The sequence below is a fragment of the Pseudomonas viridiflava genome (genome assembly GCF_001642795.1).
In the GTDB taxonomy this organism is placed as follows: Bacteria; Pseudomonadota; Gammaproteobacteria; order Pseudomonadales; family Pseudomonadaceae; genus Aquipseudomonas; species Aquipseudomonas viridiflava.
This window is the reverse complement of the sequence record NZ_LKEH01000026.1, coordinates 142,952-168,039: the sequence shown is the minus strand read 5'-3', so window position 1 is coordinate 168,039 and position 25,088 is coordinate 142,952. Positions and strand designations below refer to the sequence as shown.

General features: G+C 60.6%; 22 protein-coding genes. 6 read left to right on the top strand and 16 right to left on the bottom strand.

The features are described 5' to 3' along the window. Window positions 1–18: 18 nt before the first annotated feature. Complete coding sequence (locus AO065_RS13660) at window positions 19–933, bottom strand: proline iminopeptidase-family hydrolase (protein WP_004883195.1); 915 nt, start codon at window positions 931–933, stop codon at window positions 19–21. 96 nt (window positions 934–1,029) lie between these two features. Further along, window positions 1,030–1,794, bottom strand: coding sequence for a LuxR family transcriptional regulator (locus tag AO065_RS13655; protein ID WP_004883197.1), 765 nt, complete (start codon window positions 1,792–1,794; stop codon window positions 1,030–1,032). 286 nt (window positions 1,795–2,080) lie between these two features. Between AO065_RS13655 and AO065_RS13650 the strand changes: the two genes are divergently transcribed. From AO065_RS13650 to AO065_RS13630, 5 genes are read left to right on the top strand one after another with little or no spacing between them, the layout of a single operon-like run. After that, on the top strand, window positions 2,081–3,028 hold the full coding sequence (locus AO065_RS13650) for an ABC transporter permease (protein ID WP_004883198.1): 948 nt from the start codon (window positions 2,081–2,083) through the stop codon (window positions 3,026–3,028). Continuing rightward, window positions 3,025–3,888: an ABC transporter permease gene (locus tag AO065_RS13645; RefSeq protein WP_004883200.1), complete on the top strand. Its 864-nt coding sequence runs from the start codon at window positions 3,025–3,027 to the stop codon at window positions 3,886–3,888. Before AO065_RS13650 ends, AO065_RS13645 begins: the two co-directional genes overlap by 4 nt. After that, on the top strand, window positions 3,885–4,889 hold the full coding sequence (locus AO065_RS13640; RefSeq protein WP_004883201.1) for an ABC transporter ATP-binding protein: 1,005 nt from the start codon (window positions 3,885–3,887) through the stop codon (window positions 4,887–4,889). The genes AO065_RS13645 and AO065_RS13640 overlap by 4 nt, the downstream gene beginning before the upstream one ends. Then, window positions 4,886–5,866 carry an ABC transporter ATP-binding protein gene (locus AO065_RS13635; protein ID WP_004883203.1) on the top strand — a complete coding sequence of 327 codons (981 nt, stop codon included), beginning with the start codon at window positions 4,886–4,888 and terminating at the stop codon, window positions 5,864–5,866. The genes AO065_RS13640 and AO065_RS13635 overlap by 4 nt, the downstream gene beginning before the upstream one ends. A 47-nt stretch (window positions 5,867–5,913) precedes the next feature. Further along, window positions 5,914–7,428 (top strand): ABC transporter substrate-binding protein, encoded by a 1,515-nt coding sequence (locus AO065_RS13630; RefSeq protein WP_004883205.1) that lies wholly within the window; start codon window positions 5,914–5,916, stop codon window positions 7,426–7,428. 196 nt (window positions 7,429–7,624) lie between these two features. On the opposite strand, the gene AO065_RS13625 is transcribed toward AO065_RS13630, so the two are convergent. After that, window positions 7,625–8,494: a sensor domain-containing diguanylate cyclase gene (locus AO065_RS13625; RefSeq protein WP_004883206.1), complete on the bottom strand. Its 870-nt coding sequence runs from the start codon at window positions 8,492–8,494 to the stop codon at window positions 7,625–7,627. Window positions 8,495–8,941: 447 nt separating this feature from the next. On the opposite strand from AO065_RS13625, the gene AO065_RS13620 reads away from it, so the two are divergent. Next, window positions 8,942–10,612 carry a BCCT family transporter gene (locus tag AO065_RS13620; RefSeq protein WP_004883207.1) on the top strand — a complete coding sequence of 557 codons (1,671 nt, stop codon included), beginning with the start codon at window positions 8,942–8,944 and terminating at the stop codon, window positions 10,610–10,612. 64 nt (window positions 10,613–10,676) lie between these two features. Here the strand turns inward: AO065_RS13620 and AO065_RS13615 are convergent, their stop codons facing one another. The 13 genes from AO065_RS13615 to atzF all read right to left on the bottom strand — a co-directional run bounded on the left by AO065_RS13615 (window position 10,677) and on the right by atzF (window position 24,887). Next, window positions 10,677–11,402, bottom strand: coding sequence for a 3'-5' exonuclease (locus AO065_RS13615; RefSeq protein WP_004883210.1), 726 nt, complete (start codon window positions 11,400–11,402; stop codon window positions 10,677–10,679). Beyond that, window positions 11,399–13,276 carry a DUF294 nucleotidyltransferase-like domain-containing protein gene (locus tag AO065_RS13610; RefSeq protein WP_004883211.1) on the bottom strand — a complete coding sequence of 626 codons (1,878 nt, stop codon included), beginning with the start codon at window positions 13,274–13,276 and terminating at the stop codon, window positions 11,399–11,401. Before AO065_RS13610 ends, AO065_RS13615 begins: the two co-directional genes overlap by 4 nt. Before the next feature lie 96 nt (window positions 13,277–13,372). Then, window positions 13,373–14,719, bottom strand: a complete 1,347-nt coding sequence (gene nhaA / locus AO065_RS13605) for a Na+/H+ antiporter NhaA (protein ID WP_032651373.1) — start codon at window positions 14,717–14,719, stop codon at window positions 13,373–13,375. 178 nt (window positions 14,720–14,897) lie between these two features. Then, the gene (locus AO065_RS13600; RefSeq protein WP_004883217.1) at window positions 14,898–15,584 is read right to left on the bottom strand and encodes a GntR family transcriptional regulator; all 687 of its coding nucleotides are present in this window, start codon (window positions 15,582–15,584) and stop codon (window positions 14,898–14,900) included. Between the two features lie 5 nt (window positions 15,585–15,589). Next, window positions 15,590–15,976: an oxalurate catabolism protein HpxZ gene (hpxZ, locus tag AO065_RS13595; RefSeq protein ID WP_004883220.1), complete on the bottom strand. Its 387-nt coding sequence runs from the start codon at window positions 15,974–15,976 to the stop codon at window positions 15,590–15,592. Continuing rightward, a complete protein-coding gene (locus AO065_RS13590; protein WP_004883221.1) occupies window positions 15,976–16,653 on the bottom strand; it encodes a cysteine hydrolase family protein in 678 nt (225 codons plus the stop codon). Before AO065_RS13590 ends, hpxZ begins: the two co-directional genes overlap by 1 nt. After that, window positions 16,650–18,185: an ABC transporter ATP-binding protein gene (locus AO065_RS13585; RefSeq protein ID WP_004883222.1), complete on the bottom strand. Its 1,536-nt coding sequence runs from the start codon at window positions 18,183–18,185 to the stop codon at window positions 16,650–16,652. Before AO065_RS13585 ends, AO065_RS13590 begins: the two co-directional genes overlap by 4 nt. Window positions 18,186–18,187: 2 nt before the next feature. Then, on the bottom strand, window positions 18,188–18,874 hold the full coding sequence (gene biuH / locus AO065_RS13580) for a biuret amidohydrolase (RefSeq protein ID WP_004883226.1): 687 nt from the start codon (window positions 18,872–18,874) through the stop codon (window positions 18,188–18,190). Continuing rightward, entirely contained in the window at window positions 18,871–19,896 is a 1,026-nt protein-coding gene (locus tag AO065_RS13575; protein ID WP_004883228.1) for a formamidase, read from the bottom strand. The genes biuH and AO065_RS13575 overlap by 4 nt, the downstream gene beginning before the upstream one ends. A 24-nt stretch (window positions 19,897–19,920) precedes the next feature. Beyond that, window positions 19,921–20,841, bottom strand: a complete 921-nt coding sequence (locus tag AO065_RS13570; RefSeq protein WP_004883229.1) for an ABC transporter permease — start codon at window positions 20,839–20,841, stop codon at window positions 19,921–19,923. Beyond that, window positions 20,834–21,943: an ABC transporter permease gene (locus AO065_RS13565; RefSeq protein ID WP_004883231.1), complete on the bottom strand. Its 1,110-nt coding sequence runs from the start codon at window positions 21,941–21,943 to the stop codon at window positions 20,834–20,836. The genes AO065_RS13570 and AO065_RS13565 overlap by 8 nt, the downstream gene beginning before the upstream one ends. 10 nt (window positions 21,944–21,953) lie before the next feature. Then, window positions 21,954–23,063, bottom strand: a complete 1,110-nt coding sequence (locus tag AO065_RS13560; RefSeq protein ID WP_004883234.1) for a BMP family ABC transporter substrate-binding protein — start codon at window positions 23,061–23,063, stop codon at window positions 21,954–21,956. Between the two features lie 15 nt (window positions 23,064–23,078). Then, window positions 23,079–24,887 (bottom strand): allophanate hydrolase, encoded by a 1,809-nt coding sequence (gene atzF / locus AO065_RS13555; RefSeq protein ID WP_004883237.1) that lies wholly within the window; start codon window positions 24,885–24,887, stop codon window positions 23,079–23,081. Window positions 24,888–25,088 lie beyond the last annotated feature (201 nt).

Genomic DNA, 25,088 nt, shown 5'->3' with positions numbered 1-25,088 from the left:
TGACACCGTGGCGTTGCATCAGGCGTTTGCAGATGCGTCCGCGCCGTCCAGAAATTTCGCGACGACACCCATGCAGGCCGTGCGCTCTTCCACGTGCGGCATGTGGCTGGACTCTTCGAAAACCACCGCCTGAATGCCGGGTACGTTGTCCTCGTAAGGCTTTACCACTCGCGGCGTGGCCTCATCATAACGGCCGGAAATCAGCAGCGTTGGTACTTGAATCAGGTGCAGGCGATCAATGATCGTCCAGTCTTTCATGGTGCCGATCACGTGAAACTCGGTCGGACCGTTCATGGCGTGGTAAACGGTCGGGTCTTCATCGATCTGGTCGAACGTGCGCTGCACTTCCTCCGGCCATGGATTAACCCGGCATACATGACGGTTGTAAAAGAGGCGAGACGCTTCCTTGTATTCCTCATCCTGCAAAGTGCCCGCCTGTTCGTGTCGCAAAAGCGTTTTCTGTACGGCTTCCGGCAACTCCCGACGCAGGCGGTTGGCTTCGCTGACCCAGGTGTGCATGTCGGCTGGCGAGTTGGCGATGACCAATGCTTTAAGGCCGGATGGCCTGAGTACAGCATGTTCGGAGGCGAGCATGCCGCCCCAGGACTGACCCAGCAGGGCGTAGTTGTTGGCGATGTCCAGATGCATCAGCAGGTTGTCCAGCTCCGCCAGAAACAGCTCGACTGTCCAGAAATCCGCTTTTTTGTCCTGCAAATGAGTCGACTTGCCGTTGCCCAACTGGTCGTAATGAACGACGGCGCGGCCGGTGCTGGCGATGTCCTTGAACGCATCCACGTAGTCATGGGTGCAGCCGGGACCTCCGTGAAGGATGACCAGCGGCGTGTGGGGACCACGCAGATCGCCAGTGATGCGATACCAGGTCTGGTACTGGCCAAAGGGTGCGTAACCTTCCTGGATTGTTATCTCTGACATGCTGTCGGTCTCCCGGTGATGGATCGGGGCACCTTAGCGTTGTTTTTCGTCAGCGATAACTGTAAGAAATGATAGGTTTTGCCTTGAAACAAAGGGTCAGCTGTCCAGCAACCTATAATGTACGGCGCGCACCACGGCCTGTACGCGGTTCTTCGCACCGAGCTTCTGCATGGCAGAGTTCAGGTGCAGCGTCACGGTGGCGACGGAGCGATTGAGGTGCTGGGCAATTTCCCTGGCGGTCAGGCCTTCGGCGGACCAGCGCAGGCATTCGCGTTCGCGGCGCGTGAGTTTGATTGCCGTGCACGAGTGCATGGCCTCGTCGAACATCGGGTAAGCCACTTCCTGAAAGGCATGAGCCAGCAGGCCGAACTCGGCGAGACTTTGTCGGGCGTCTTCCAGCGCCGCGTCGCTGCTGTCCGAGCAGATGCCGGTGAGCGTTGCGAAGCCACCTTTGGGCATGTGGATCGGCACGGTGACGCCGCAGGTCATATGGAATTCGTTCAGATAGCGCACCACAGGTGTGTGCAGATCCTTGATCACCGTGCGCAATACGGTTTCCGCCTTGGGTTGGTAAGACCATACAAATGGCGACACGCTGTTCACCGCCAGTTGTTGAACGGGATCAATCTGGTAATAGCCCTTGCGGCACCAGAGCGTGTGCCAGTCTTCGGGTGCATTGCGCAATGTCAGCAGTGAAGGGGTGATCAGTGCACCATCATGGGACACGGGCACCGGGCTGTAATCGTAAACCACCGAGTCGAAGCCGAGCCCCGAGGCGAGCATCCATGCGCAGTCCATCTGCTGGTCCAGCGTGGCTGCAGACTGTAGACGTGTATTGAAATCCGACAACCTCACGTGCATGGCATGACTTCCTTTGTCACTCGACCCATCGAACGACAACTATAGCAATGAACGAAGCAAGGAAAGTGCCACGCACCTGAATCCGGACGACCTGCGCGTTGAAAACCTATAAGAATTGCTAGCTGTCACCCGATGAGCGGCGCGATAGGGTTGAGTCATGACCTGTCCGGGATAACGGCAGGGGAAGGTCGTTTTCCAACGGTTCTGACGTGTCGTTCTATCATGAGAGGCCCGCAGCGATTTTTCGGTCCTGCTCGATCTTTCTTCAACCACCTCGGGACATGCAATGAATCTGGGTCGTTATCGTTTCATTCTCCAGCGCCCGGTGCAGCTGCTGCCGGTGTTGTTCGGTATCAGCCTGGTGACCTTCATTCTGGTGCGCTCGATCCCCGGCGACCCGGCGCGCATCCTGCTGGGTGCCCGCAGCACGCCCGATGCGCTGGCCAACATTCGCGCCCAATACGGGCTCGATCAGCCCATGTGGATGCAATACGTCTATTTCATGAAAAACCTGCTGCAGGGCGATATGGGCAAGTCGCTGCTGTACAAGATCGATGTCCTGAAACTGATCGTCACACGCCTGGAGCCGACCCTGTTTCTGGTGTTGGGCAGCGTCCTGCTGGCGCTGCTGATTGCCATCCCGCTCGCCACAGTGGCTGCACGCAACAAAGGCAGTTGGGGCGATAACCTGATTCGTGTATTCACCACCACCGGACTGGGCATGCCCGCGTTCTGGCTGGGGATCATGTTGATCCTGCTGTTCAGCGTGAAGCTGGGCTGGTTTCCGGTATCTGGTTATGGCAACGAATGGCTCGACAAGCTTCATCACATGGTATTGCCGTGCCTGACCATCGCCCTGGCCTTGTCCGCAGTGCTGGTGCGAAACCTGCGCGCCAGCATGCTGATGGAATTGCAGGCCGATCATGTCACGGCGGCCCGAGCCAGAGGCGTCAGTGAGGGCGCACTGTTTCGCCGTCACGTGCTGCCCAACTCGCTGGTGCCGTCCATCAACCTGCTGGCAGTGAACATCGGTTGGCTGATCAGCGGCACTGTGGTCATCGAAAGCCTGTTTGCCATTCCGGGCATCGGTCAATTGCTGGTGCGGGGCATCTTCAGCCGCGACTACATGGTGGTGCAGGGCGTTGCGATGGTGCTGGCCTGCGGGACGGTCATGGTGAACTTTCTGGCGGATGTGGCCACGGTTGCGGTCGATCCACGGGTGAACATCAAATGAACACGGCCCAGACCCATGCTCCTGCTCAATGGCACACCCGGCTGCGTCTGCGCTTGCGCAATGGTCGACTGGCCATGCTACTCGGTGGGTCGCTGCTGGGCATGTGGCTGCTGCTGGCGATCTTCGCGCCGTGGCTGGCGCCCTATGATCCGATCTTTCAGAACACCGAATTGCGCCTGATGGGGCCACATCTGGCGCATCCGTTCGGCACTGATAATTTCGGGCGCGATATTCTTTCCCGCGTGATCTGGGCGGCCCGTGTCGACCTGCAGATCTGCGTGCTCGGCGTCATCTTCCCGTTCATGATCGGCACCTTCGTCGGCGCACTGTCCGGCTACATCGGCGGGCGTTTCGACAACCTGTGCATGCGCGTGATCGACATCGTGCTGGCATTCCCGTTTCTGGTGCTGATGCTGGCGATCATCGCAATTCTCGGCCCCGGCCTGACCAGCTTCTATATCGCCATGGCGCTGGTGGGCTGGGTGTCGTATGCGCGTCTGATCCGCTCGCAGATTCTGGTGCTCAAGGAAAGCGACTTTGCTCTCGCCGCCAAGAGTCTGGGCTTCGGCCACCTGCGCATTCTGTTTCGCCACCTACTGCCCAATGCACTGTTCGGCTCGATTGTGTTTTCGATGTCCGATGCCGTGCTGGTGCTGCTCAGTGGCGCAGCGGTCAGCTATCTGGGCCTGGGTGTACAACCGCCGCTGGCGGAGTGGGGCACGATGGTTGCCGAAGGTCAGGCGTTTTTGACCTCGGCCTGGTGGATCTGTCTGTTTCCGGGCCTGGCTATCGTCACCCTGGCCATGGGCTTCAGCCTGTTGGCGGACGGTGTGGCCGAAACGCTGGGAGAACGTCGATGAGCACGCCGGTACTGAAGGTCAACGACATGAGCGTGGTCGCCAGCAGTCGTGGCCGCGAGGTGACGCTGTTGGATCGGCTGTCATTCGAGCTGCATCAGGGCGAGATTCTCGGTCTGGTGGGTGAGAGCGGTTCGGGCAAGACCATGGCCTGTCGTGCCCTGATGCAGTTGATGCCATCGCCGGACCTGCAGGTGCGTGGCGGCTCGGTGCTGCTTAACGATATCGACCTGCTCACGCTGGACGCTGCCCGTATGCGCGCCATGCGTGGGCGCCGCATCGGCATGATCTTCCAGAACCCCAGCAGCCACCTCGATCCGTTGATGCGCATCGGCGAGCAGATCGGCGAAGGCTTTCGTCTGCATCAGGGCTCGTCGAAGCGCGAGGCGAGGGCGCAGGCCATCGACCTGTTGCGTCAGGTCGGTATTCCCGATCCGGCTTCCCGCGTGGACAACTATCCCCATGAGTTTTCCGGTGGCATGCGCCAGCGCGCCATGATTGCCGTTGCGTTGGGCTGCGGCCCGCAGGTGCTGATTGCCGACGAGCCGACCACGGCGCTCGACGTGACCGTTCAGGCGCAGATCCTGCGGTTGTTGCTCGACTTGCGTGATCGTCACGGGCTTTCGCTGATCATGATCACCCATGACCTGGGCGTGGTGGCGCAAACCTGTGATTCCATCGCCGTGATGTACGCCGGTCGCCTGTGCGAGCACGGCAGCAAGCGCGATGTGCTGGCCCGTGCGCGGCATCCCTACACACGCGGCCTGATCGAGTGTCAGCCCGCCAGCAGTGCAGGCAATGCGCTGTTGCGCACCATTCCCGGTCAACCGCCGCTGCTCGATGCATTGCCTGAAGGCTGCCGGTTCCACGCTCGCTGCACGCACGCCGGGCCGGATTGTGCTGCACAACTACCGTTCATGCGTTCTGTCGGCGACAACCACGCCGCTGCCTGCCATTACCCGTTACCGGTGACGTCGGCGCACACCGAAGAGGTGCACTCATGAGCGGCCCGGCGTTGCTGAACGTGAATGATCTGGTGGTGCGTTTTCCGGCTTCCGGAACCGGTTTTCTGGGCATGCACAAACAATGGGTGCAGGCGGTCAACGGTGTGTCCCTGACCATCGGCGCAGGCGAAACGCTGGGGCTGGTGGGTGAATCCGGCAGCGGCAAGAGCACGCTGGGCCGCGCCATCCTGCGCCTGAATGACGTGACTTCCGGGCAGATCGTGTTCGATGACGTGGATGTGGCGCAGGGCAGCGGCATTCATCTGCAACGCCTGCGCAGCGAAACGGCAATGATCTTTCAGGACCCGTTCTCTTCACTCAATCCGCGCATGACCATCGGTGCCACGCTGGCCGAGGTGCTGCACGTACAGCGCAAGGTCGCCAAATCCGACATTCCGGCCCGGGTCATCGAGTTGCTCGACATGGTCGGCCTGCGCCCGGAATTCGCCGACCGCAAGCCCGGCGCCTTGAGCGGCGGGCAGTGTCAGCGTGTCGGTATCGCCCGCGCGCTGGCCATCGAGCCTCGTCTGATCATTGCCGACGAATGCGTGGCGGCGCTGGATGTGTCGATTCAGGGCCAGATCATCAACCTGCTGCTGGAACTGCGTCAGCGCATGAACCTGGCCATTCTGTTTATTGCTCACGACCTGGCCATCGTGCGCCGGCTCTGTGATCGGGTGGCAGTGATGTACCTGGGCCGCATCGTCGAGGAAGGACCTGTCGAGTCGGTGTTTCTCAGCGCGCGTCATCCTTACACCGCCGCCCTGATTCAGGCGATCCCGGAAATCGATCCTGACCGCCCGTTACCCAGCGAACCGCTGCAGGGCGAACCGCCAAGCCCGCTGCATCTGCCGGACGGCTGCGCGTTTCATCCACGCTGCCGTTTTGCCCGAGCCGATTGTTCGCGCATCGCGCCGCCCACGCGTCATGTGGGCGAGCAGCGCTACGACTGTGTGCTTGAAGAACCCGTTTTCTGACCCCGTAATCACTATCCGTTCTCGATACCGACAAGGAGTTTCCGTATATGAAAGCACGACCTGTGAAGTTACTGACCGTCGCCATGCTGGCGGCCTGTTCTCTGGCTGCCGGGGTGGCGGAAGCCGCTGGCGTGCTGACCATCGGCCGCCGCGAAGACGGCACCACGTTCGACCCGATCAAGAGCGCGCAGAACATCGATAACTGGGTGTTTTCCAACGTCTATGACGTGCTGATCCGGGTCGATAACAAGGGCACGAAACTGGTGCCGGGGCTGGCAGAAAGCTGGAACATTTCACCGGACGGGCTCACGTACACCTTGAAGATGCGCCCCTCGAAGTTCTCCGACGGCTCCGAGCTGACCGCCAGCGATGCGGTATTCAGCCTGCTGCGCATTCGCGATGACAAAGGCTCGCTGTGGAGCGACTCGTACAAAATCATCGACACCGCTGTGGCAAGCGACCCGCACACGCTGGTGATCACTCTGAAACATCCGTCGGCTTCGTTCCTCTCGCAACTGGCGCTGCCCAACGTCTCGATCCTTTCCGAGAAAGCCATGAAAAGTCTGGGCGAAGAAGCCTACGCGGAAAAACCGGTGGGGTCGGGTGCGTTTACCGTCAAGGAATGGCGACGTGGCGACCGGGTGATTCTGGAAAAGAATCCCAATTTCTGGGAAGCCTCGACCGTCAGCCTCGACGGCGTTGAATGGATATCCGTGCCGGACGACAACACCCGCATGCTCAAGGTCCAGGCTGGCGAGCTGGATGCCGCGATCTACGTGCCGTTTTCCCGCGTGGAGACTCTGAAGAAAGACGCCGGTCTGGTCGTACACGAGGACCCGTCTACCCGCGAAGATCACCTGCTGATCAACCATGAGCATGGCGCACTGGCGAAAGTGGAAGTGCGACAGGCGCTGGACATGGCCATCGACAAGAAATCCCTCGTAGAGGCCGCCACCTTCGGACTGGGTACTGTTGCCAACTCCTACATTCCCAAGGGCGCGCTGTATCACTACGCCGACAACCTGCAACGTCCTTACGACCCGGTGAAAGCGAAGAAAATGCTGGCCGACGCGGGCGCTTCAGATCTGAAACTCAATTACATCGTCAACGCAGGCAACGAAGTCGACGAGCAGATCGCCGTCATGCTGCAACAGCAACTGGCCAAGGTTGGCGTGACCACCACGCTGCAGAAAGTCGACCCGAGCCAGAGCTGGGACATGCTGATCGCCGGTGACTACGATATCTCCGTCATGTACTGGACCAATGACATTCTCGACCCTGACCAGAAGACCACGTTCGTGCTCGGGCATGACACCAACATGAACTACATGACCCGCTACAAGAACGACAAGGTCAAGGAACTGGTCGCCGCTGCCCGTGTGGAAATGGACCCGAAAAAACGTGAGCAGATGTACATCGACCTGCAGAAAATGGCCAAGGCCGACGTGAACTGGATCGATCTCTACTACAGCCCGTACATCAGCGTGTCGCGCAAGAACATCGAACACTTTGGCCAGAACCCGCTGGGTCGCTTCACGCTGGAGGAGACGGTCAAGCGATGAGGTTCAGTGTTATCTCGTAGCAGACCCCAGACTGTGGGAGCCCTCACGACGTCTTTGACGTAGCGCTGTAGCGCAGCAAACACCGGACCGTGGGAGGCGGCTTGCCGGCAATGAACGATGACGCGATTTTCCTGACATACCGCGTCGACTGCATCGCCGGCAAGCCGCCTCCCACAAACGGGTTTTATTCAGCTGGTTACATTTTATTGCTGAAAGGCCGCTGCCTTTTAACCCGATACATATCGCCGTCCGCATGGCTGAGCAAGGTGTCGGCGTCTTCCCCATCTGCCGGATAACACGCGACGCCGATGCTGCAGGACGGCATGGCTATTGCGCCAGATGCCTCATCCAGCGGTTCAGCCATGGCCTCAAGAATCTGTCTGACTTTCATGGACACCGCGTCCCGGGACGGAATATCCGTCAGCAAGACTGTGAATTCGTCACCACCAACACGGGCCACCGTGCCTGCCTCACCAATGCAGCGTTCCAGGCGCCGAGCCACCGTACACAGCACCTGATCGCCCGCAGCATGCCCGTGGACGTCGTTGATGCCCTTGAAATCATTGACATCCAGGAACAACAAGGCCAGCGAGCTTTGGTCATGACGTGCAACTCGCAAGGCTTCATCAAGCCGTTCGTTGAACAGCGAGCGGTTGGTCAGTGCGGTCAAAGGATCATGATGGGCCAGAAAGCGTAACTCTTTCTCGGCCTTTGCCAGCGCCGTCACATCCCGCGCGACGCCGATCCGCGCACCGACTTCTTCGGACCAGAACGCCGCCCACAGGATGTAGACGATGCTTCCATCCTTGCGAAGGTAACGGTTACGGAAATCGAAGTGCGGTTGTCCGTTCATGACCCGGTCGATGGACGCTTTCGTGGCCGCCAGGTCTTCAGGGTGCATATAGCCAGTAATCTGCGTCCCGACCAGCTCGGCAGCGCGATAGCCCAGCAGCGTCTCGCACGCATCGCTGACGAATACGATCTGGTTGTCGCTGTCGACCACAAAGACCGTATCCAGCATCAGATGGATGAGCTTGGGGTAGAGCGCTTGGAGGTCAACGGGCATGTTCAGGAACGTCCGGGTCAGGTCGTCCCGATCATAGCCTGATCATCGACTGGAGCGTCGAGGAAATGATGGCTTTCTGATGCTCTTTCAACGCGTGCCCACAGTCCGTGGGCTCAGCAAGACTCTTGTATAACGCTGAGCACAAGCATGGGCATGATCGGCGTGCTTGATATCACGCTGATCGTTCCTACGCTCCGCGTGGGAATGCCTCCCAGGACGCTCCGCGTCCGCCCTCGAAGGTGGCGCAGAGCGATGGGCACGATCAGGGTTGAGGCGGCATTCTGAACTTTGTGGGCCGGGCGTGGGTCTGGTCCGGGTGGTCACGGCAACGGCTTAGTGCGTTGTCATCTATTGTTACCATGAAACGCTTAGACTCGTTTTACCATAGGAACAGCGAGAATTCAGACGGCTGCATGTTGTAGCGTGCTGTTTATAAAGGAGGTTCTTGTGGATAAAAAACCCGAAAACGATGTGCCGGAACAAACGCAGAATGCCAATATCGAAGGCATCCCGGCACCCAGCGGCGACGCTAATCTGATCGATACCGACTATGTGATTGGCCAGGATAATATCAAGGGCCAGTTCTCGTTCTCGCTTGATATCCACGGCAAGGTATTCATTATCTCGGCCGCCACGGTGGTGCTCTTTGTCGTGCTGACACTTGCACTTCAGGCCGAAGTAGAGCCGCTCTTCAACGCGATACGCAATTGGTTGACCGGGCATCTGGCCTGGCTGTTCATGAGCGTGGCCAACGTTTTTGTCGTGCTGTGTCTGGCGCTCATTGTGTCGCCGCTCGGCAAGGTTCGTATTGGCGGCAGGGAAGCCAAACCGGATTACACGTATGTGGGCTGGTTCTCGATGCTGTTCGCCGCTGGCATGGGCATCGGGCTGATGTTCTATGGCGTTGCCGAGCCGATGTCCCATTATTCTGCAGCAATGGGAGGTGTCAGTGTCGATGCGGCGGGCGTGCGTACCGATTGGGCCCCATTGGGCGGCGCGCAGGGTGACATGAAGGCATCCGCCGATCTGGCGATGGCGGCGACCATTTTCCATTGGGGTCTGCATCCGTGGGCCATTTACGCAATTGTCGCGTTATCGCTTGCTCTGTTTTCCTATAACAAGGGATTGCCGCTTTCGATCCGCTCCATCTTCTACCCCTTGCTGGGTGAGCGGGTGTGGGGCTGGCCCGGGCATATCATTGATATTCTGGCGGTGTTTGCCACGCTCTTCGGCCTGGCCACTTCGCTGGGGATTGGTGCCGAGCAGGCTGCTGCGGGTATCGAATATCTGTTTGGTATCAAATCCAGCAATTTGAGCAAGGTCGTGCTGATTGTCGGCATCACGTTGATTGCGCTGTGGTCGGTACTTGCCGGCCTGGACAAGGGCGTGAAGTTGCTGTCGCAGATCAATATGGGGCTTGCACTGCTTCTGCTCGTCTTCATTATCGTGGTCGGTCCGACAGTGGCCATTTTTACCGGGTTCTTCCATAACCTGGTCAACTACGTCGAATACCTGCCCGCACTTTCCAACCCGTTCGGACGCACCGATACCGAGTTCACTCAAGGCTGGACAGCGTTCTATTGGGCATGGTGGATCAGCTGGTCTCCTTTTGTCGGGATGTTCATTGCACGCGTCAGTCGTGGGCGTACGGTCCGTGAGTTCCTGATTTCGGTCCTGCTGGTTCCAACGCTGGTGTCGGTGCTCTGGATGACGACGTTTGGCGGGACGGCCATCGATCAGGCAACGCTGCAAGGCGTGGTCAGCGTGAAGGATGCCGTACTTGAGCTGAAGCTGTTTGCCATGCTGGGCGAGCTCCCGCTCAAGGAAATCACCTCGTTCCTGGGTATCGTTCTGGTGATCGTGTTCTTCATCACTTCGTCCGACTCCGGCTCTCTGGTGATCGATACCATCACCGCTGGCGGCAAGGTCAACGCGCCGGTTCCTCAGCGTGTTTTCTGGGCCGTCATCGAAGGCGTGATCGCCATTGCCCTGCTGTTGGGCGGCGGCCTGGTCGCTCTGCAGGCGATGGCGGTTTCGACCGGTCTGCCGTTTGCGATTGTCCTGATGCTGGGCTGTATCTCGCTGGTCAAGGGGCTGCTGTCCGAGCCTCGTTCCTGATCTTACGACTGAACGCGGCGAGCCATCGGGTCGCTGCGTTCAGGTCATCCTTCGTTTCCAGCCATCAACTCCATACCTCACCCACGGTCGTCGATGGCGCATAGTGCGTGGCTATCTGCGCTTGCAGCAGCTCCGCCGTTGCCAGTGCATCGGTCAACGCATGGTGCGCAAGGTACTGCGGAAGATGGTAGCGCTCTCGACTGTCGGCGAGCCGGATCGACACCGGCTGACGCCTCAGCAAACGGTCAATCCACCCCCGTTTTTTTCGGTACAGGCGCGCCTCCAGTTGCATAGTGTCGATGACCGGAAACTGAAGTCCTTCACCAATCTGTCTGCGTAATGCCTGATCGAGAAAGTTGCGCTCGATGGCTCTGTAATGCACCACCATGACCTTGCCTGCCATCGCGGTCAGCAGCTTTTCCATCACGTCGGACAGCTGCGGCGCACTGTGGATGTCTGCGTGGGTGATGTGGTGAAACACCACTGAAGCACTGCTCAGCTCGGTGGGCGGTTTTATCACCCAGTAGAGTGACCGGCCGCACTGTATGCGCTTGAGGGTGAAGGGCATGATGCCGATGCTGACGATGTTGTCGGACTCGGCGTTCAGCCCTGTGGTTTCCAGGTCCATGGCAAGCAACTGGATCTCGTTCAGAGGCTCGCCTGCGCCAGGAACGCCCGAACGGTAGTAGTTCTGCAGGAGCGGATGGCGGGACGTTTGCGCCAGTTGGTCGAACATCTCTTGCCAGTTCAGGGGCGCAACGTCTTTGTCTGGTTTCAAGGCGCGGCTCATCGCAATGACCGCGATTGGCCCGGATAGCGAAAGCGCAGGAATTTCTGCGCGCTGCTGAGCACTTGAAAGGATTCTTTCAGGTTGTGGCGCTCGCTGGTGGTGAAACGCTCGGGCTCGATGTAATTGTCGGGTTCCTGTCCCTGTTCCATCGCCTCCGCCTGATGACGAATCCGCACCATCGATAAAAACTCGAGCGCGTAGCGCAAGTGCTGCAGGCCCTCCGGCTGGAGCAAGCGTGTCGCGCTGATGGCGTCCAGGCGATCGAACGAGTTCTGCGCGGTTGACCCACAGGCCAGGGCGTGGACGCGAATCAGGTCGGTCAACGGCGCAGTTCCGCGCCCCTTGAGATTGATGATCTGCTTCTGGCGACCATCGGTTTCCATCACAAAGGTTCGGAAGAAGCCCAGCGGAGGCGTTCGATTGAGCGCATTTCTGGCCATCGCTGCCAGAAAATCGGGGTTTTCCTTCGACTTGTCGGCGCACAGCGTCTTGAGCGTTTCAACCAGCTGCAGCTGCCCGTATACGCCGTCCAGATCGAAAAAAATGCAGCTGTTGAGAAGGGTCGCAGCACTGGGCTTTTCGATCCACTGCGTGAAATAGGATTTCCAGACATGCAACGGCTGACGCCACTGCGCGTTGGTGGCCATGATGCCGCCCTTGCAATAACTGTATCCGCACGCCGCCAGTCCGTCGCTGACGAAGGCGGCCAGCTTTTTGAAGTAGTCGTCATGCAGGCCGGGGTCAAAACTGTCGTCCAGCACCAGCGCGTTGTCCTGATCGGTGACCAGCAACTGTTCGTCCCGCGCCATGGAGCCCAGCGCCATGAAGCAGTATGGAACGGGAGCAGGTCCCAGTTCCCGCTCGCCCAGCTCAAGCAGACGCTGCGTAAAGGCGCGGCCGATTCCGGAAATGGCACTGCCGATCATGTGTGCGGTTGCGCCGTCACGAACCATACGGATGTACGTGCCACGAAGATCGCGCAACAAGGACTGCAGGCCCGAAACGGACGTCTGGTTGGAAATACTGTTGACCAGATACAGGCTGCTCTGTGACTCGTGTCGAATGATGTCCGAAAGGTTGATCAGGCCCTTCGTACGGCCGCGATCCATGACCGGCAGGTGGTGAATGTTGTGCCTGAGCATGCACAGCATCGCTTCGAATACCGAGTCGTTGGCCTGAATCGTTACAGGGTCGGCCGACATGACCTGCGTAATTTCGGTATCGCCACTCAGACTGGCCGCCACCACGCGGTTACGCAGGTCTCTGTCGGTGACGATACCGAGCATCTTCTCTGCGCCGTCGGCAGGCTTGTCGAGGACCACCACGCAGGAAACGCTTTCCTTGCTCATCAACTGGGCTGTCTGCTGCACGCTGGTCTGTGGCGAGACCCAGACCAGCGCGCGGGATATCAATGCCAACGATTTGAGTTGAATCAGCTCGCTGGCGCGTCCCTGCGCTTCGACTGCCGACTTGAGCCGCGAGTGGCCTTCGGCTTCGACGAAATCGGCGAAGCTGTCATGGCGTTCGCACAACTCGGCAAACATGTCCGAAGGGATGAAATAGATCAGGCTGTCTTCGAGTGCTTTGGCCGGAAAGCGAACCTTGTTGCTGCGCAAGAGCCCCGCCTGGCCGAAAATGTCGCCTTCGACCAGCCGGTTGTAGAGTTCTCCCGTGCGGCGGTAGATTTCAACCGCGCCGCTGCGCACATAGTGCAGATCAGTGATCTGCGACCCTGCTTCGAGAATGACGCTGCCTGCCCTGAAGTAGCTGACCTCGATTCGCTGGGCAATCATGTCCAGCGTGTCTTTGGGCAATACGTCGAAAGGGGGGAAGCGATGAAGGTGATCGCTGATCTCCTGAAGTTCGATCTGCATGAAACCTCGTGCGCTAACGTGTGTGGGCGGACTGCCCGTTCGCTGGGCAATCCGTCTGGCGAACCTTATGGACCGTTATCGGAGCGCAAAGATCGATCACCGGTTTCCGAATTTGAGCTTGCCCCATATCAGCCCGATGATCGCGGCGGTTGACGAGGCGGCCAGCACGCTGAGTTTGGCCGACGACAGCAGGGCTTCATCCGAAAACGCCAGGGAGGCGATGAAAATGGACATGGTGAAGCCGATACCGGCCAGCAACCCGACCAGAATCACGCCCGCCCAGGTCACGCCTTCCGGCAGCTTGCAGATATTGAGTTTGACCAGCGTCAGGCTGGCGAGAATGACGCCCAACGGTTTGCCCAGCACGAGTGCCAGCATCACGCCCAGAAACACGCTCTGAGACATGGCGTTATCCAGGTTGGCCCCTTCCAGATTCACCCCCGCATTGGCCAGCGCAAACAGCGGCATGATGCCGAACGCGACCCAGGGATGCAGCGCCACCTGAACGCGAAGCACCGGCGGCAAGACTTCCCGCTGCGCCTGGCTGAGCTGCTTGAGGGGCTTTGCCAGTTCTTTCGGATCTTCGTTGGCTTGGGAAAAACGGCCCATCAGCTCATGAAAGGTGCGTCCAATCGTGTCCATCGGACGCTCTCTGGCTGGCCGGGAATTGACCGGCGTCATCAAGCCCAGTATCACGCCTGCCAGCGTCGGATGAACCCCTGTTTTCCAAAGTCCGAACCAGACGATGGCGCCCGGCACTATGTAGGCGTAAGCCTTGCCGATCCCCATGCGCTGCAGCACGAGCACCAGTGCGAGACCGCCAAGGGCGATGAGCAGGCCGTTGTAGTTCAGGCTTTCGGTGAAGAACACGGCAATGATCAGAATGGCGACGATATCGTCGATGATCGCCAGGGCCAGCAACAGAATACGCACGCCACTGGGAATGGACTTGCCCAGCAACGCGAGGACGCCCACCGCAAAAGCGATGTCAGTGGCGGTCGGGACTGCCCAGCCTGCGTTGGCGGCTGTTCCGTGGTTCAGCGCGATGTAGATGATGGCGGGCACCATGACGCCGCCCAGTGCAGCCCCGAGCGGCAAAATCGCCAGCTTCATGCTTGCCAGCGCGCCGTCCCTGATTTCCTGACGGATCTCTGCACCGACGACCAGAAAGAAAATCGTCATCAGCCCGTCGTTGACCAGAAAGTGCAATGACTGGGAGATTCTGAAATCACCAAAGCCCAGGCTCACCTGGGTGTGCCAGAAATGTTCGTAACTTTCAGCGGCGGGGCTGTTGGCCCACACCAGCGCCGTCAACGCTGCGAGCAGCAGCACGATGCCGCTGACCGCTTCGATGTGGGAGAACCTTTCCAGCGCGGACAAGGCGCGCTCTGTCAGAACCTGAGGACGTGGAATAACCGGGGCGGGGTGCTTTCTGTCAGACACAATGACTCTCCGTTGGCGGCCCGACCAACGCGTCACTTTTAACCTGCACCGCGCGACATGCGTCGATACACCCGCGGCGATGATAAGAAGCCGGGCTATGAGATGCAATTAATGATGTCGAGATGTGACCGTCTGGTTACCCGGTCACGCCGTCTCAGGTGAGCCTCTACCTTGCCGCTTACGCCTGATGCTGACGCCGAGCATCGCTCAGCATCGAGATGGTCAGCTTGCGAACCTCCAGCTTGCTGATCTCTACATGAGAGCGCAGCAGCAACAGCGCTTCATCACGCTTGCGGGCCTGAAGGGCGTTGAGGATGGCAGCGTGTTCGAGGTAGGTGTGTTCGATGCGCGCGCTCTTGAAGAAGTCCAGACGCCGGACGATGCGGATGCGTTCGGTGACTTCGTGGTGCACGCGGGCCATTTCCTGATTGCCTGACGCAGCCACCAGTTGGGTATGAAACTGCTCGTCGAGATCGGCGACCACTTGCATGTCAGTGTGCCGTTCGCTTTTGTCCACCAGCCAGTGTCCACGCAGGATGTTCAGTTCCGGGTGGACCTCGGCAGATGCGCAGATACGTTCGACGGCGGCGCACTCCAGCACGATGCGCAAATCGTAGAGCTGGTCGATCTGGGTAAAGTCCAGCGGCTTGACCGACCAGCCCCGGCGAAACTCGACTTCCAGATAACCCTCGCGCTGCAGGCGGTAGAGCGCATCACGAACCGGCGTGCGTGACACCTGATAACGGTCGGCCAACTGGTTCTCGGTGAAGCGGTCGTAGGGCAGCAGGTAGAAGTCGAAGATTTCCTGTTTCAGTCGACGGTAGACGTCTTCGGCCAGCGCGTTGGTGGAGTGGGGCGTGCTCACGGCGTTCACTCCAGCGTGCTCAGGTCGATGCTGACATGCGCGGCAACGACTTTCCACGCACCGTCGAAGCGGGCCCAGGTCTGCATCTGGCGTCCCAGCCGTTGAGTGACGCCATCGTGAAATTCGGTGCTGACGGTCGCGAAGTCTTCGCCGAAAGTGCTGACGACCGTGCGCACCAGTTGCCGTCCAGGACCGACGGGCTGGCAGTGGCGTCGATACAGCGCAATGGCTTCAGCGCCGTGCAGGTTTTCCGCCACGCCGTAACGCACGGTGTGTTCCGAATTCCAGAAATAGTCATCCAGCGTTGTCAGTTCATTGGCCAGCAACGCGCGTTCGTAATCGATGAACGCATCGGTAACGGCGGCCACCACATGGGGCAGGTTGATATCCATCAGTGTGTACTCCTTGTCTGTAGTGCCTGCTCCAGAGCTGACAACGACGTCACTCGACCGACAATGCCGCCCTGTGCGGTGATCATGTCGAGCGTCGCTTGCTTGAAGGCGGGAAAGTAACTCTCGGTGGCGTCTTCGATCAACAGGCAGCGGTAACCGCGATCATTGGCTTCACGCATGCTGCTCTGCACACAGACCTCCGTGGTCACACCGGCGAAGATCAGGTGAGTGATGCCCGCTGTGCTCAGTCTTCCATGCAGGCCCGTGCCGAAAAACATTCCCTTGCCGGGTTTGTCGATGACCCACTCGCCAGCAATCGGCGCCAGGGCGTCGATGATCTGATTGCCCGGCTCGCCACGCACCAGAATCCGGCCCATCGGCCCGGCATCGCCTATACGCAGACCCGGCAGGCCGTGTTCGAGTTTGGCGGGTGGGCAATCGGCGAGGTCTTCGGCATGGGATTCGCGGGTGTGGATCACGGTCAGGTTTTGATCACGTGCCAGCGCCAATAGCTGTTGAACCGTCGGGATAATGGCTTGCAGCGGCAGCACGTCGTTACCCAGTGCAGCGCCGAAACCACCGGGCTCGAGAAAGTCGCGCTGCATGTCGATGATCACCAGCGCCGTGCTGGCAGGGTCGAAGGCAAAGCGGGCCGGATGAGCGTTGACGTCAATCATGCGGACTCCTTGTGCGAATGTTCAGCGCCCGCCATGTGTCGGCCCAGTTCGGTGCGGTCGGCAGCGTTCGCGAGTGTTTCGAAGACCAGCTCGCCGTCGTGGATCACAGTGATGCGGTCTGCCAGGGTCAGCAGTTCGTCGAGGTCTTCGCTCAACAACAGCACGGCGGCGCCGCTGTTGCGAGCGTCGATCAGGCGTTGATGGATCAGCGCCACGGACGCGAAATCCAGACCGAACACCGGGTTGGCGACGATCAGCACGGCGATGTCCGAGGTCAGTTCGCGAGCCAGCACCGCGCGTTGCACGTTGCCGCCGGACAAGGTCCCGATGGGGCGGTTCGGATCGTTGGGCGTGACCTGAAAACGCTCGATCAGACCGCGCGCCTGAGCGGCAACCGCACGGCGGTCGATGCGCCAACCCTGACGGCACAGCGGTGGGCGGTCAAAGTTGCGCAGGGCCAGATTGTCGGCAACGCTGAGCCCGCCGATGCACGCGTTGCGCAGCGGCTCTTCCGGCAGGCTGAACACGCGCAGGCGCTGCATCTGTTCGCGGCTGGCGTGGTAGGGCTGACCATCGATCAGCACGCGTCCGGCGCTGAACGGCCGTTGGCCCAACAGCGCTTCGGTCAGTTCGCGCTGGCCATTGCCAGAGATACCGGCAATGCCGAGGATTTCTCCGGGCCGCACTGACAGGCTCAGTTTTTTTATTGCCAGCGTGCCCTTGTCGCCCGGCACATCAAGCTGCTCGACCTGCAATTGCGGGGCCTGTTCAGGCACGGGCGGCCGATCACTGCTGACACTGTTGGTTTGCGCATGGCCCATCATCCACGTCGCCATTTGCTGAGTCGTGGTATCGGCGACCGCGCTGCTTGCCACCCAGCGACCCTTGCGCAACACGGTGACGTCGTCGGCGTAGGTGCTGACCTCCCGAAACTTGTGGGTGATCATCAGCACCGTCAGCTCGCCACGGTGCGCCATCTGCTGCATCAGGCCCAGCACCTCGTCGGCTTCCTGCGGCGTGAGCACCGAAGTTGGCTCATCGAGAATCACCAGCCGACGTTCCAGATACAGCTGCTTGAGAATTTCCAGCTTCTGCTTTTCACCGGCGGCCAGACTGCTGACCGGTCGTTGAATGTCGAGGCGAAACGGCATGCGCTCCATGAAGGCCTGCAGGCGTTCGTGCTCGGCGGTCCAGTCGATACGCCACGGCAGATCGCCACGCGACAGCACCAGATTTTCCGCCACGCTCAGGCCCGGCGCGACGGTGAAATGCTGATACACCATGCCGATCTGCAACTGGTGCGAGTCGCGTGGATTGCGAATCTCGTGCTCGCGGTTATTGACCAGAATGCTGCCCGACTGCAACGGGCCATAGCCGATGATGCCTTTGACCAACGTACTTTTGCCGGCGCCGTTTTCGCCCAGCAACGCATGGACCGTTCCGGCCCGCACCTTGAACGACACGTCATCCAGCGCACGAAACGCGCCGAAGCTTTTGCTGGCGCCGATGGTTTCCAGACTCAGGGCGCGCATGGTCAAGCTCCCAGCACATCGCGAAGCATCGACGAATGCCCGACCGCACCGAACACGCCGCCCTGCATCTTGATCATGCTCAGGGCGGCGGCATGGTTGGCCGGGTCGGTCGCGCCGCAGCAGTCTTCCAGCAGGATGCATTCGAAGCCGCGATCGTTGGCGTCACGCAGGGTGGTGTGCACGCACACGTCAGTCGTGATGCCGGTGAGGATCAGGTTTTCGATGCCCCGAGTGCGCAGCACCAGCTCAAGATCGGTGGCGTAGAAAGAACCCTTGCCGGGCTTGTCGATCACGATCTCGCCGGGCAGCGGAGCGAGTTCATCGATCAGTTCCCAGCCGGGTTCGCCGCGTACCAGAATCTTGCCGCACGGGCCGGGATCGCCGATGCCTGCGCCGATACGCTGCGAGCGCCAGCGCTTGTTGGCGGGTAGGTCGCTGAGGTCCGGACGATGGCCTTCGCGGGTATGAATGATGGTGAAACCGAGCGGACGCATCAGCGCCAGCAACCCCTTGATCGGCTCGATGGGCGCCCGGGTCAATGCCAGGTCGTAGCCCATGCTGTCCACATAGCCGCCGACGCCGCAGAAGTCGGTCTGCATGTCGATCACGATCAGCGCGGTGTTGCGTGCGTTGAGCTTGCCGTTCCACGGCCACGGATAAGGCTCGGAAGCGAGGTAGCGTTCGCTCATCGTGATGATTCCTTCCACGTCGTCGGGGTGGGTTTGAACGTACGCTCGGGTGTATCGAAGCCGCAGGCGCGGCCATCGGTGTGCACCACGTCGGCTTCCCACGGCAGGCGATACTGCCCGGCAGCCAGATCGTGCATGTAGGTGTAGGGACAGTCCTGCGCGCCGCCGTTGACGGCGACATAACCGCGATGGCCGAACTGATAGATATTGTTTTCCACGCCCCAGTTAATCCGCGCTTCACGGACCAGATCCGGGCGCAGTTCGCAGCAGACAATTTCATCGGCGCGTCCGCCGCCCTCGGCCATGATCGTGCCGTCGAAATCGACGAACATCGCTTCGCCCATCGAATCGAACGTGCCGTCGGAACCGCACATGCAGACGCTGGCGGTCTGCATCAGGTTGGTGAAGGCGTTGCTCTGGTTGGTGATCTTCCACGAGTGGCGAATCGGCGCGGTATAACCCGCCGTGCGCAGCATGATGTCCGCGCCTTTGTAGGCGCACTCGCGGGCCATCTCGGGAAACATGCCGTCGTGGCAGATGATCAGCGCCAGTTTGCTGCCGCGTGGACCGTCGCACACCGGTATCCCCAGATCGCCGGGCTCCCAGGGCTCGACCGGCACCCACGGGTGCAGCTTGCGGTAATACAGCTGGATCTCGCCCATGTCGTCGACGATCAGACCGCTGTTGAACGGGTTGCCGTGGGGGTTGGCTTCCATGATCGAGAAACAGCCCCAGATGCGATGATCCCGGCAGGCCTGACGCAGCGCCGCGACTTCGGGGCCGTCCAGGCTGCACATGATCTCCGGTGCCGTGCTCATGGACAGGCCATGCAGCGAATACTCGGGAAACACGATCAGGTCCATGCCGGGGTTGCTGCGCCTTGCCTTGGCGACCATCGACACCACTTTTTCTGTTTGCGCCCACAGCGCCTCGCGGGTGTGCGGGTCGGGAAGCGCCAGTTGCGCCAGACCGATCACTACGCCGTTGGGCGATTTGTTCAAGCCACCAAGACCACTGGCCATGTCATGCCTCCTCTGGAAATGTATTCATCGGGTCATGCTCAATTCGCCGGGCGCGCCGTTCAGCGTTCGGCCACGGCGGCAGGTCGCGTACATCACGCCAAGGGTCAGCGCGTAGGGCGCGGCCGCAAACAGGTAGTAGCCGCTGCTGATGCCCACGGCCTGCAACGCCGGACCAATCGCACCGGCTGCGCCGAACAACAGCGATGCCCACAGGCACGCAAGCGGCCGCCAGCGGGCGAAAATCACCAGCGCCACGGCCATCAGGCCCTGACCGCTGGACAAACCTTCGTTCCAGCTGCCGGGGTAGTACAGGGACAGGTACGCACCGCCAATGCCTGCCAGCGCGCCGCCAATGGCCGTGGCGACGATGCGTACCTTGATCGGCTGATAGCCCAGCGCCTGAGCGGTCTCGGCGTGATCACCCACCAGTCGCAGCATCAGGCCCCAGCGCGTGCTGCGCAGGCCCCAGTGCAACGCGAAGGCCAGGGCCACGCCGATGAAAAACAGCACGTTGATGTTCAATGCCGAACGCAAACGTTCTTCATCGCTCCACGCACCCAGCGCCAGTGACGGCAGCATGGGGGCTTGCGGCTGAATGAACGCCTTGCCGAGAAAGAACGCCAGGCCGGTGCCGAGCAGAATCAACGCAATGCCGAACGCAATATCGTTGACGCGTGGCAACGAACAGGCGATGCCGTGCAACAGGCCCAGCAGCAGGCCGACGCCTGCGGCTGCGCCCACGCCCAGCCAGGCCGAGCCCGTCAGGCATGCAGCGGCATAGCCCGACATCGCGCCAGCCACCAGAATGCCTTCCAGCCCCAGGTTGATGCGGCCGCTCTTTTCCGTCAGGCATTCGCCCAGGCTGACAAACAGGAACGGCGTGCCGACGCGAATCGAACCGGCCAGCAGCGCCAGCAAAAAGGTGCTCAGGTCGATATCAGCCACGTTGCAGTGCTCCTTTTTCGACGACGGGCTGCGGTTGTGCCAGCCTGATCTTCCAGGCCGCCAGCCGCCCGCTCAGGGCTTCCCAGAGCAACAGATTGGTAAACAGCAGTCCTTCGAGAATCAGCGTGGTGGCATCCGGCAGTCCGAGACGCCGCTGCAACAGGCCGCCGCTGGCTTCCAGGCCGCCCAGCAGAATCGCGCAGAAGATGATCGCCAACGGATGATGGCGGGCGGCGAACGCGACCAGAATGCCGCTGGTGCCATACCCCGCGATCATCGCGACATTGGCGCTGCCTTGTACCGCCGTGACTTCGAACATGCCTGCCAGACCGGCTGCAGCACCGCCAAGCAGGCAGCTCAGCAGAATCAGTCGATCCACCGGCAGGCCGATCATCAAGGCCGTGCGCACGTTGCCGCCGACGACCGCGAGGGCGAAACCCTTGACGCTGTGGCGCACTAATACGTACGCGAGCAGACAGGCAATCACCCCGGCTACAAGCCCCCAGTGCACTTCGAAACTGTCGCTGATGGTGCCGACCATATAGGCCTCATCCAGCGGCGGCGTGGACGGCTTGTTCAGGCTCGCCGGATCGCGCAGCGGTCCTTCGACCATTTGCCTGAACAGCGCGAGCGCGATGTACGACAGCAACAGGCTGCTGATGGTCTCGTTGACGCCCCGGTGCTGGCGCATCCAGCCACTCAGACCGATCCACAGTGCACCGGTCAGCATCGCGATGAGGCCCATGCAACCGAGCATCAGCCAGGGCGCCACCGACGGCAGCCAGAGCGGCGTGACCGCTGCTGCCAGCCCGCCGAGCACCAGGGCACCTTCGCCGCCAATGATGATCAGCCCGGCCCGCGCGGGCAGAGCCACGCAGAGCGCGGTCAGCATCAGTGGCGCTGCGCGCTGCAAGGTGTTTTCCAGCGCAAACCAGGAGCCGAATGCGCCTTCGCCGACCAGATGCAGGGCCTGCCACGCAGGCTTGCCCTGAACCGTGAGGAACAGCAGAAACAGCACGCATGACGACAACACCGCCAACAGCGTCGGCAGGCCCGGCAACAGCGCTACGGCAATACGCCGCAGGGTTCGCGAGACCAACATCGGGCGCTCCTCAGATCTGGCCAACAACGCCTTCCACCAGATAATTCATGCTTTCCAGTGCGATATCGTTCTGCGCCTGAGACACGCCGTCGGCGATCACGACCTTGCCTTTGTTGTCCTTGAGCGGGCCTTTGTAAATCACGAAGCCGCCCGCCATCATCTGGGCCTTGATCGCGTCGGCGTTTTTCTTGGCTTCGGCACTGACGGCGGGTCCGTAGGGCGACGTCTTGACGAAACCATCCCGCAAACCGCCGCGCAGGAAATTGATCATCGGCGCGTCGTGCTGGATCGCGGCAACATGAGCCTTGTAGGGCGTTTCCCAGTTCCATTCGGCACCGGTCAGATAGCCTTTGGGCGCGAGCGCCGCCTGGCTGGCGTGGTAGCCGCAGGTCATCGCGCCACGTTTCTCGGCCGTCTCTACAATCACCTTGGGGCCGTCGACGTGGCAGGTCAGCACATCGCAACCCTGATCAATCAAGCTGTTGGCGGCTTCCGCTTCCTTGATCGGCAATGACCAGTCACCGGTGAAAATCACTGTGGTGACAATGCTCGGGTCCACCGAGCGTGCGCCCATGGCAAACGCGTTCAGGTTGCGCAGCACCTGCGGCACCGGTTTGGCGGCGACGAAGCCAAGCTTTTTCGACTTGCTCATGTGCCCGGCAACCACGCCGTTCAGGTATTGGGCTTCGTCGATGTAGCCGAAAAAGCTGCCTGCGTTCATTGGGTCGCTACCGGCCTTCCACAGTCCGCCGCAGTGGGCGAAACGCACGTCCGGGTATTTCTTCGCCACCTTGACCACGTGCGGATCGAAGTAACCGAAAGAGGTCGCAAAGATCAGTGTCGCGCCGTCCTGACGAATCATGGCTTCCATGGTTTTCTGCACGGCCACGGTTTCCGGGACGTTTTCTTCCTCGATCACTTTGACGTTGGGCAGTGTCTTGATGATGGCGGCCGCCTGCGCGTGGGCCTGGTTGTAACCAAAGTCATCGCGGGCGCCCACGTAGATGAAACCCACCACCAGCGGGGCATCGGCGGCATAGACCCGACTGAACGGCAGCGCCGCGCTGAGACCGATAATGCCCGCCAGTTTCATGAAACTGCGACGATCGACATTCGACATTGTTGCTACCCCTGATCAATGAGTCTTGGAAGACGTGGTGTTCGCGGCGCAATAGGCGCGCCAGCCTTTGAATTCGGTGATGTCCTGTGCGCCCGCAAGCCCGCCGGGTTCGCAGATGAAACCCTTGACCCATTGGCCGTCGGCGAGCTGCAACGAGCCGATGCCCAGCGGTGCAGGAATGGCGGCGACGAACGCGCCGAACTGGCTGAGCGGCATTTCCCAGACCTCGACTTCGATGTGCGCGCCCTGTTCAGGCACACGAACCAGTCCGGGTTTGGCTGGCGTGGTGTTGGCCAGCGCATAGAGTCGGTAGTCGGCACTGGTCGTGGTCAGGCTGCGCAGGCGAGCGCCGCCCTCCAGCAGTTGCCAGTTGAGCGGCTGGCCCTGGAGATGAGCGCCGACCACGGCGACCTGAACGGTTGCGACGTTGAAGGGCAGGGGCGCCAGCGCCACGCTGTCGCGCTGATCGCTCGCACCGAAATACGCCTGCCAGCCTGCTGCGATTTCAGCCAGACGCTGGTCAGCGCCCGCCGGACCGATCAACGTGATACCGGCAGGCAGACCGTCATCTCGACGATGCGCCGGAATGGCCAGCGCACTCATGTTCATCAGGTTGACGAAGTTGGTGTAGTAACCCAGCTGCGAGTTGAGTTCGACCGGATTGGCCAGCACGGCCTCGATGGTCGGCATGCAGGGCGCGGTCGGCACCACCAGCACATCGACCTCGGCCAGCAGCGCTTCAGCCGCGCGCGTCAGCTCGGCCAGGCGATAGCGCGCCTTGAAAGTGTCCACTGCGTCGAACTGATCGGCGCTCTGCAAAATTCCGCGCACCACCGGGTGAATGTCTGCCGCATGCGTCTCGAAAAACTCACCGACCGCAGCGCGCCGTTCGGCGACCCACGGGCCTTGATAGAGCAGGGCGGCTGCCTCGGCAAAAACATCGAATGCAACGTAAGTCAGCGTGACCTGTGGATCGTTTTCGAGTGACTTCAGCGCCTTGTCGAACGCAGCGGCTGCCTGGGCATCGCCGAAGAACTCACAGTGTTGCGGCACCGCAATCCGCCGCGCCCGACGCAGCATCGGCAACGCCTTTACCGCGACACTGGCCGAATCCTGTGCATCGAAATCAGCCATCACCTGCGCGACTTGCCACGCCTGCGCCACGTCGTTGGCGAAGATCGACGGACAGTCCAGCGTGCGACAGGCCGGAACGACACCGCGACTGCTGAACAGCCCGAGGCTCGGCTTGAGCCCGACGATCCCGTTGAAACCCGCAGGCACCCGGCCAGATCCGGCCGTGTCGGTGCCCAAGGCAAAACACACATGACCCCGCGCCACGGCCACGGCAGAGCCCGAACTCGAACCGCCGCTGACATACGCCGGATCACAGGCATTGCGCACCGCGCCGTAAGGCGAGCGAACCCCCACCAATCCCGTCGCGAACTGATCCAGGTTGGTCTTGCCGATCAACACCGCGCCGCTGTCCAGCAAGCGCTGCACCACATGCGCGGTGGTCTGAGCCTGATAGGCAAACTCGGGACAGGCCGCCGTGGTGGGCAGACCCGCGACATCGAAATTGTCCTTCACCGCGAAAGGAGTGCCGAACAGCGGCAGCCTTTCGTACAGCGCATCGCCCAGCTCTTCCGCCAGAGCGCCGAGCGTCTTTGCTCTTTCGAGCAAACGGGAAAGCGGCTCGCGGTGAATCCAGACTTCCGGACGGTCGTCTGCGTCAATCTGCGCATGCAGGTCCTGAAGGAAGGTCGACAGTGAGGTCTGGCCGGTGCTGAGTGACGTCTGAATGGCAGCGATATCGAGAGCAGTCATGGGCGTGTTCATTCATGTATACAAGATTGAATGTGCCAGAGCAGGATTCGTGCCGGGGGATCAGGAACGTTGTTTTAGAGGCGTTGAGATCAACATGTCGCTGTTGGCGTTGCGCGTATGCGCGCCATTGTCGAGCGCGATGGCGAGGGGTGCACGAAAACAGAACATGTCAGTGAAGCCTGAAGAGTCGACTCCCGCGCA

Bases quoted from the DNA above. Each gene is read 5' to 3' on its own strand.
- AO065_RS13610 (WP_004883211.1), bottom strand. From the start codon at position 13,276: ATGCAGATCGAACTTCAGGAGATCAGCGATCACCTTCATCGCTTCCCC.
- AO065_RS13560 (WP_004883234.1), bottom strand. From the start codon at position 23,063: ATGTCGAATGTCGATCGTCGCAGTTTCATGAAACTGGCGGGCATTATC.
- AO065_RS13645 (WP_004883200.1), top strand. From the start codon at position 3,025: ATGAACACGGCCCAGACCCATGCTCCTGCTCAATGGCACACCCGGCTG.
- AO065_RS13625 (WP_004883206.1), bottom strand. From the start codon at position 8,494: ATGCCCGTTGACCTCCAAGCGCTCTACCCCAAGCTCATCCATCTGATG.
- AO065_RS13650 (WP_004883198.1), top strand. From the start codon at position 2,081: ATGAATCTGGGTCGTTATCGTTTCATTCTCCAGCGCCCGGTGCAGCTG.
- AO065_RS13565 (WP_004883231.1), bottom strand. From the start codon at position 21,943: ATGTTGGTCTCGCGAACCCTGCGGCGTATTGCCGTAGCGCTGTTGCCG.
- AO065_RS13630 (WP_004883205.1), top strand. From the start codon at position 5,914: ATGAAAGCACGACCTGTGAAGTTACTGACCGTCGCCATGCTGGCGGCC.
- AO065_RS13590 (WP_004883221.1), bottom strand. From the start codon at position 16,653: ATGATTGACGTCAACGCTCATCCGGCCCGCTTTGCCTTCGACCCTGCC.
- AO065_RS13655 (WP_004883197.1), bottom strand. From the start codon at position 1,794: ATGCACGTGAGGTTGTCGGATTTCAATACACGTCTACAGTCTGCAGCC.
- AO065_RS13575 (WP_004883228.1), bottom strand. From the start codon at position 19,896: ATGGCCAGTGGTCTTGGTGGCTTGAACAAATCGCCCAACGGCGTAGTG.
- hpxZ (WP_004883220.1), bottom strand. From the start codon at position 15,976: ATGGATATCAACCTGCCCCATGTGGTGGCCGCCGTTACCGATGCGTTC.
- AO065_RS13635 (WP_004883203.1), top strand. From the start codon at position 4,886: ATGAGCGGCCCGGCGTTGCTGAACGTGAATGATCTGGTGGTGCGTTTT.
- AO065_RS13585 (WP_004883222.1), bottom strand. From the start codon at position 18,185: ATGCGCGCCCTGAGTCTGGAAACCATCGGCGCCAGCAAAAGCTTCGGC.
- AO065_RS13660 (WP_004883195.1), bottom strand. From the start codon at position 933: ATGTCAGAGATAACAATCCAGGAAGGTTACGCACCCTTTGGCCAGTAC.
- AO065_RS13640 (WP_004883201.1), top strand. From the start codon at position 3,885: ATGAGCACGCCGGTACTGAAGGTCAACGACATGAGCGTGGTCGCCAGC.
- atzF (WP_004883237.1), bottom strand. From the start codon at position 24,887: ATGACTGCTCTCGATATCGCTGCCATTCAGACGTCACTCAGCACCGGC.
- AO065_RS13615 (WP_004883210.1), bottom strand. From the start codon at position 11,402: ATGAGCCGCGCCTTGAAACCAGACAAAGACGTTGCGCCCCTGAACTGG.
- biuH (WP_004883226.1), bottom strand. From the start codon at position 18,874: ATGAGCGAACGCTACCTCGCTTCCGAGCCTTATCCGTGGCCGTGGAAC.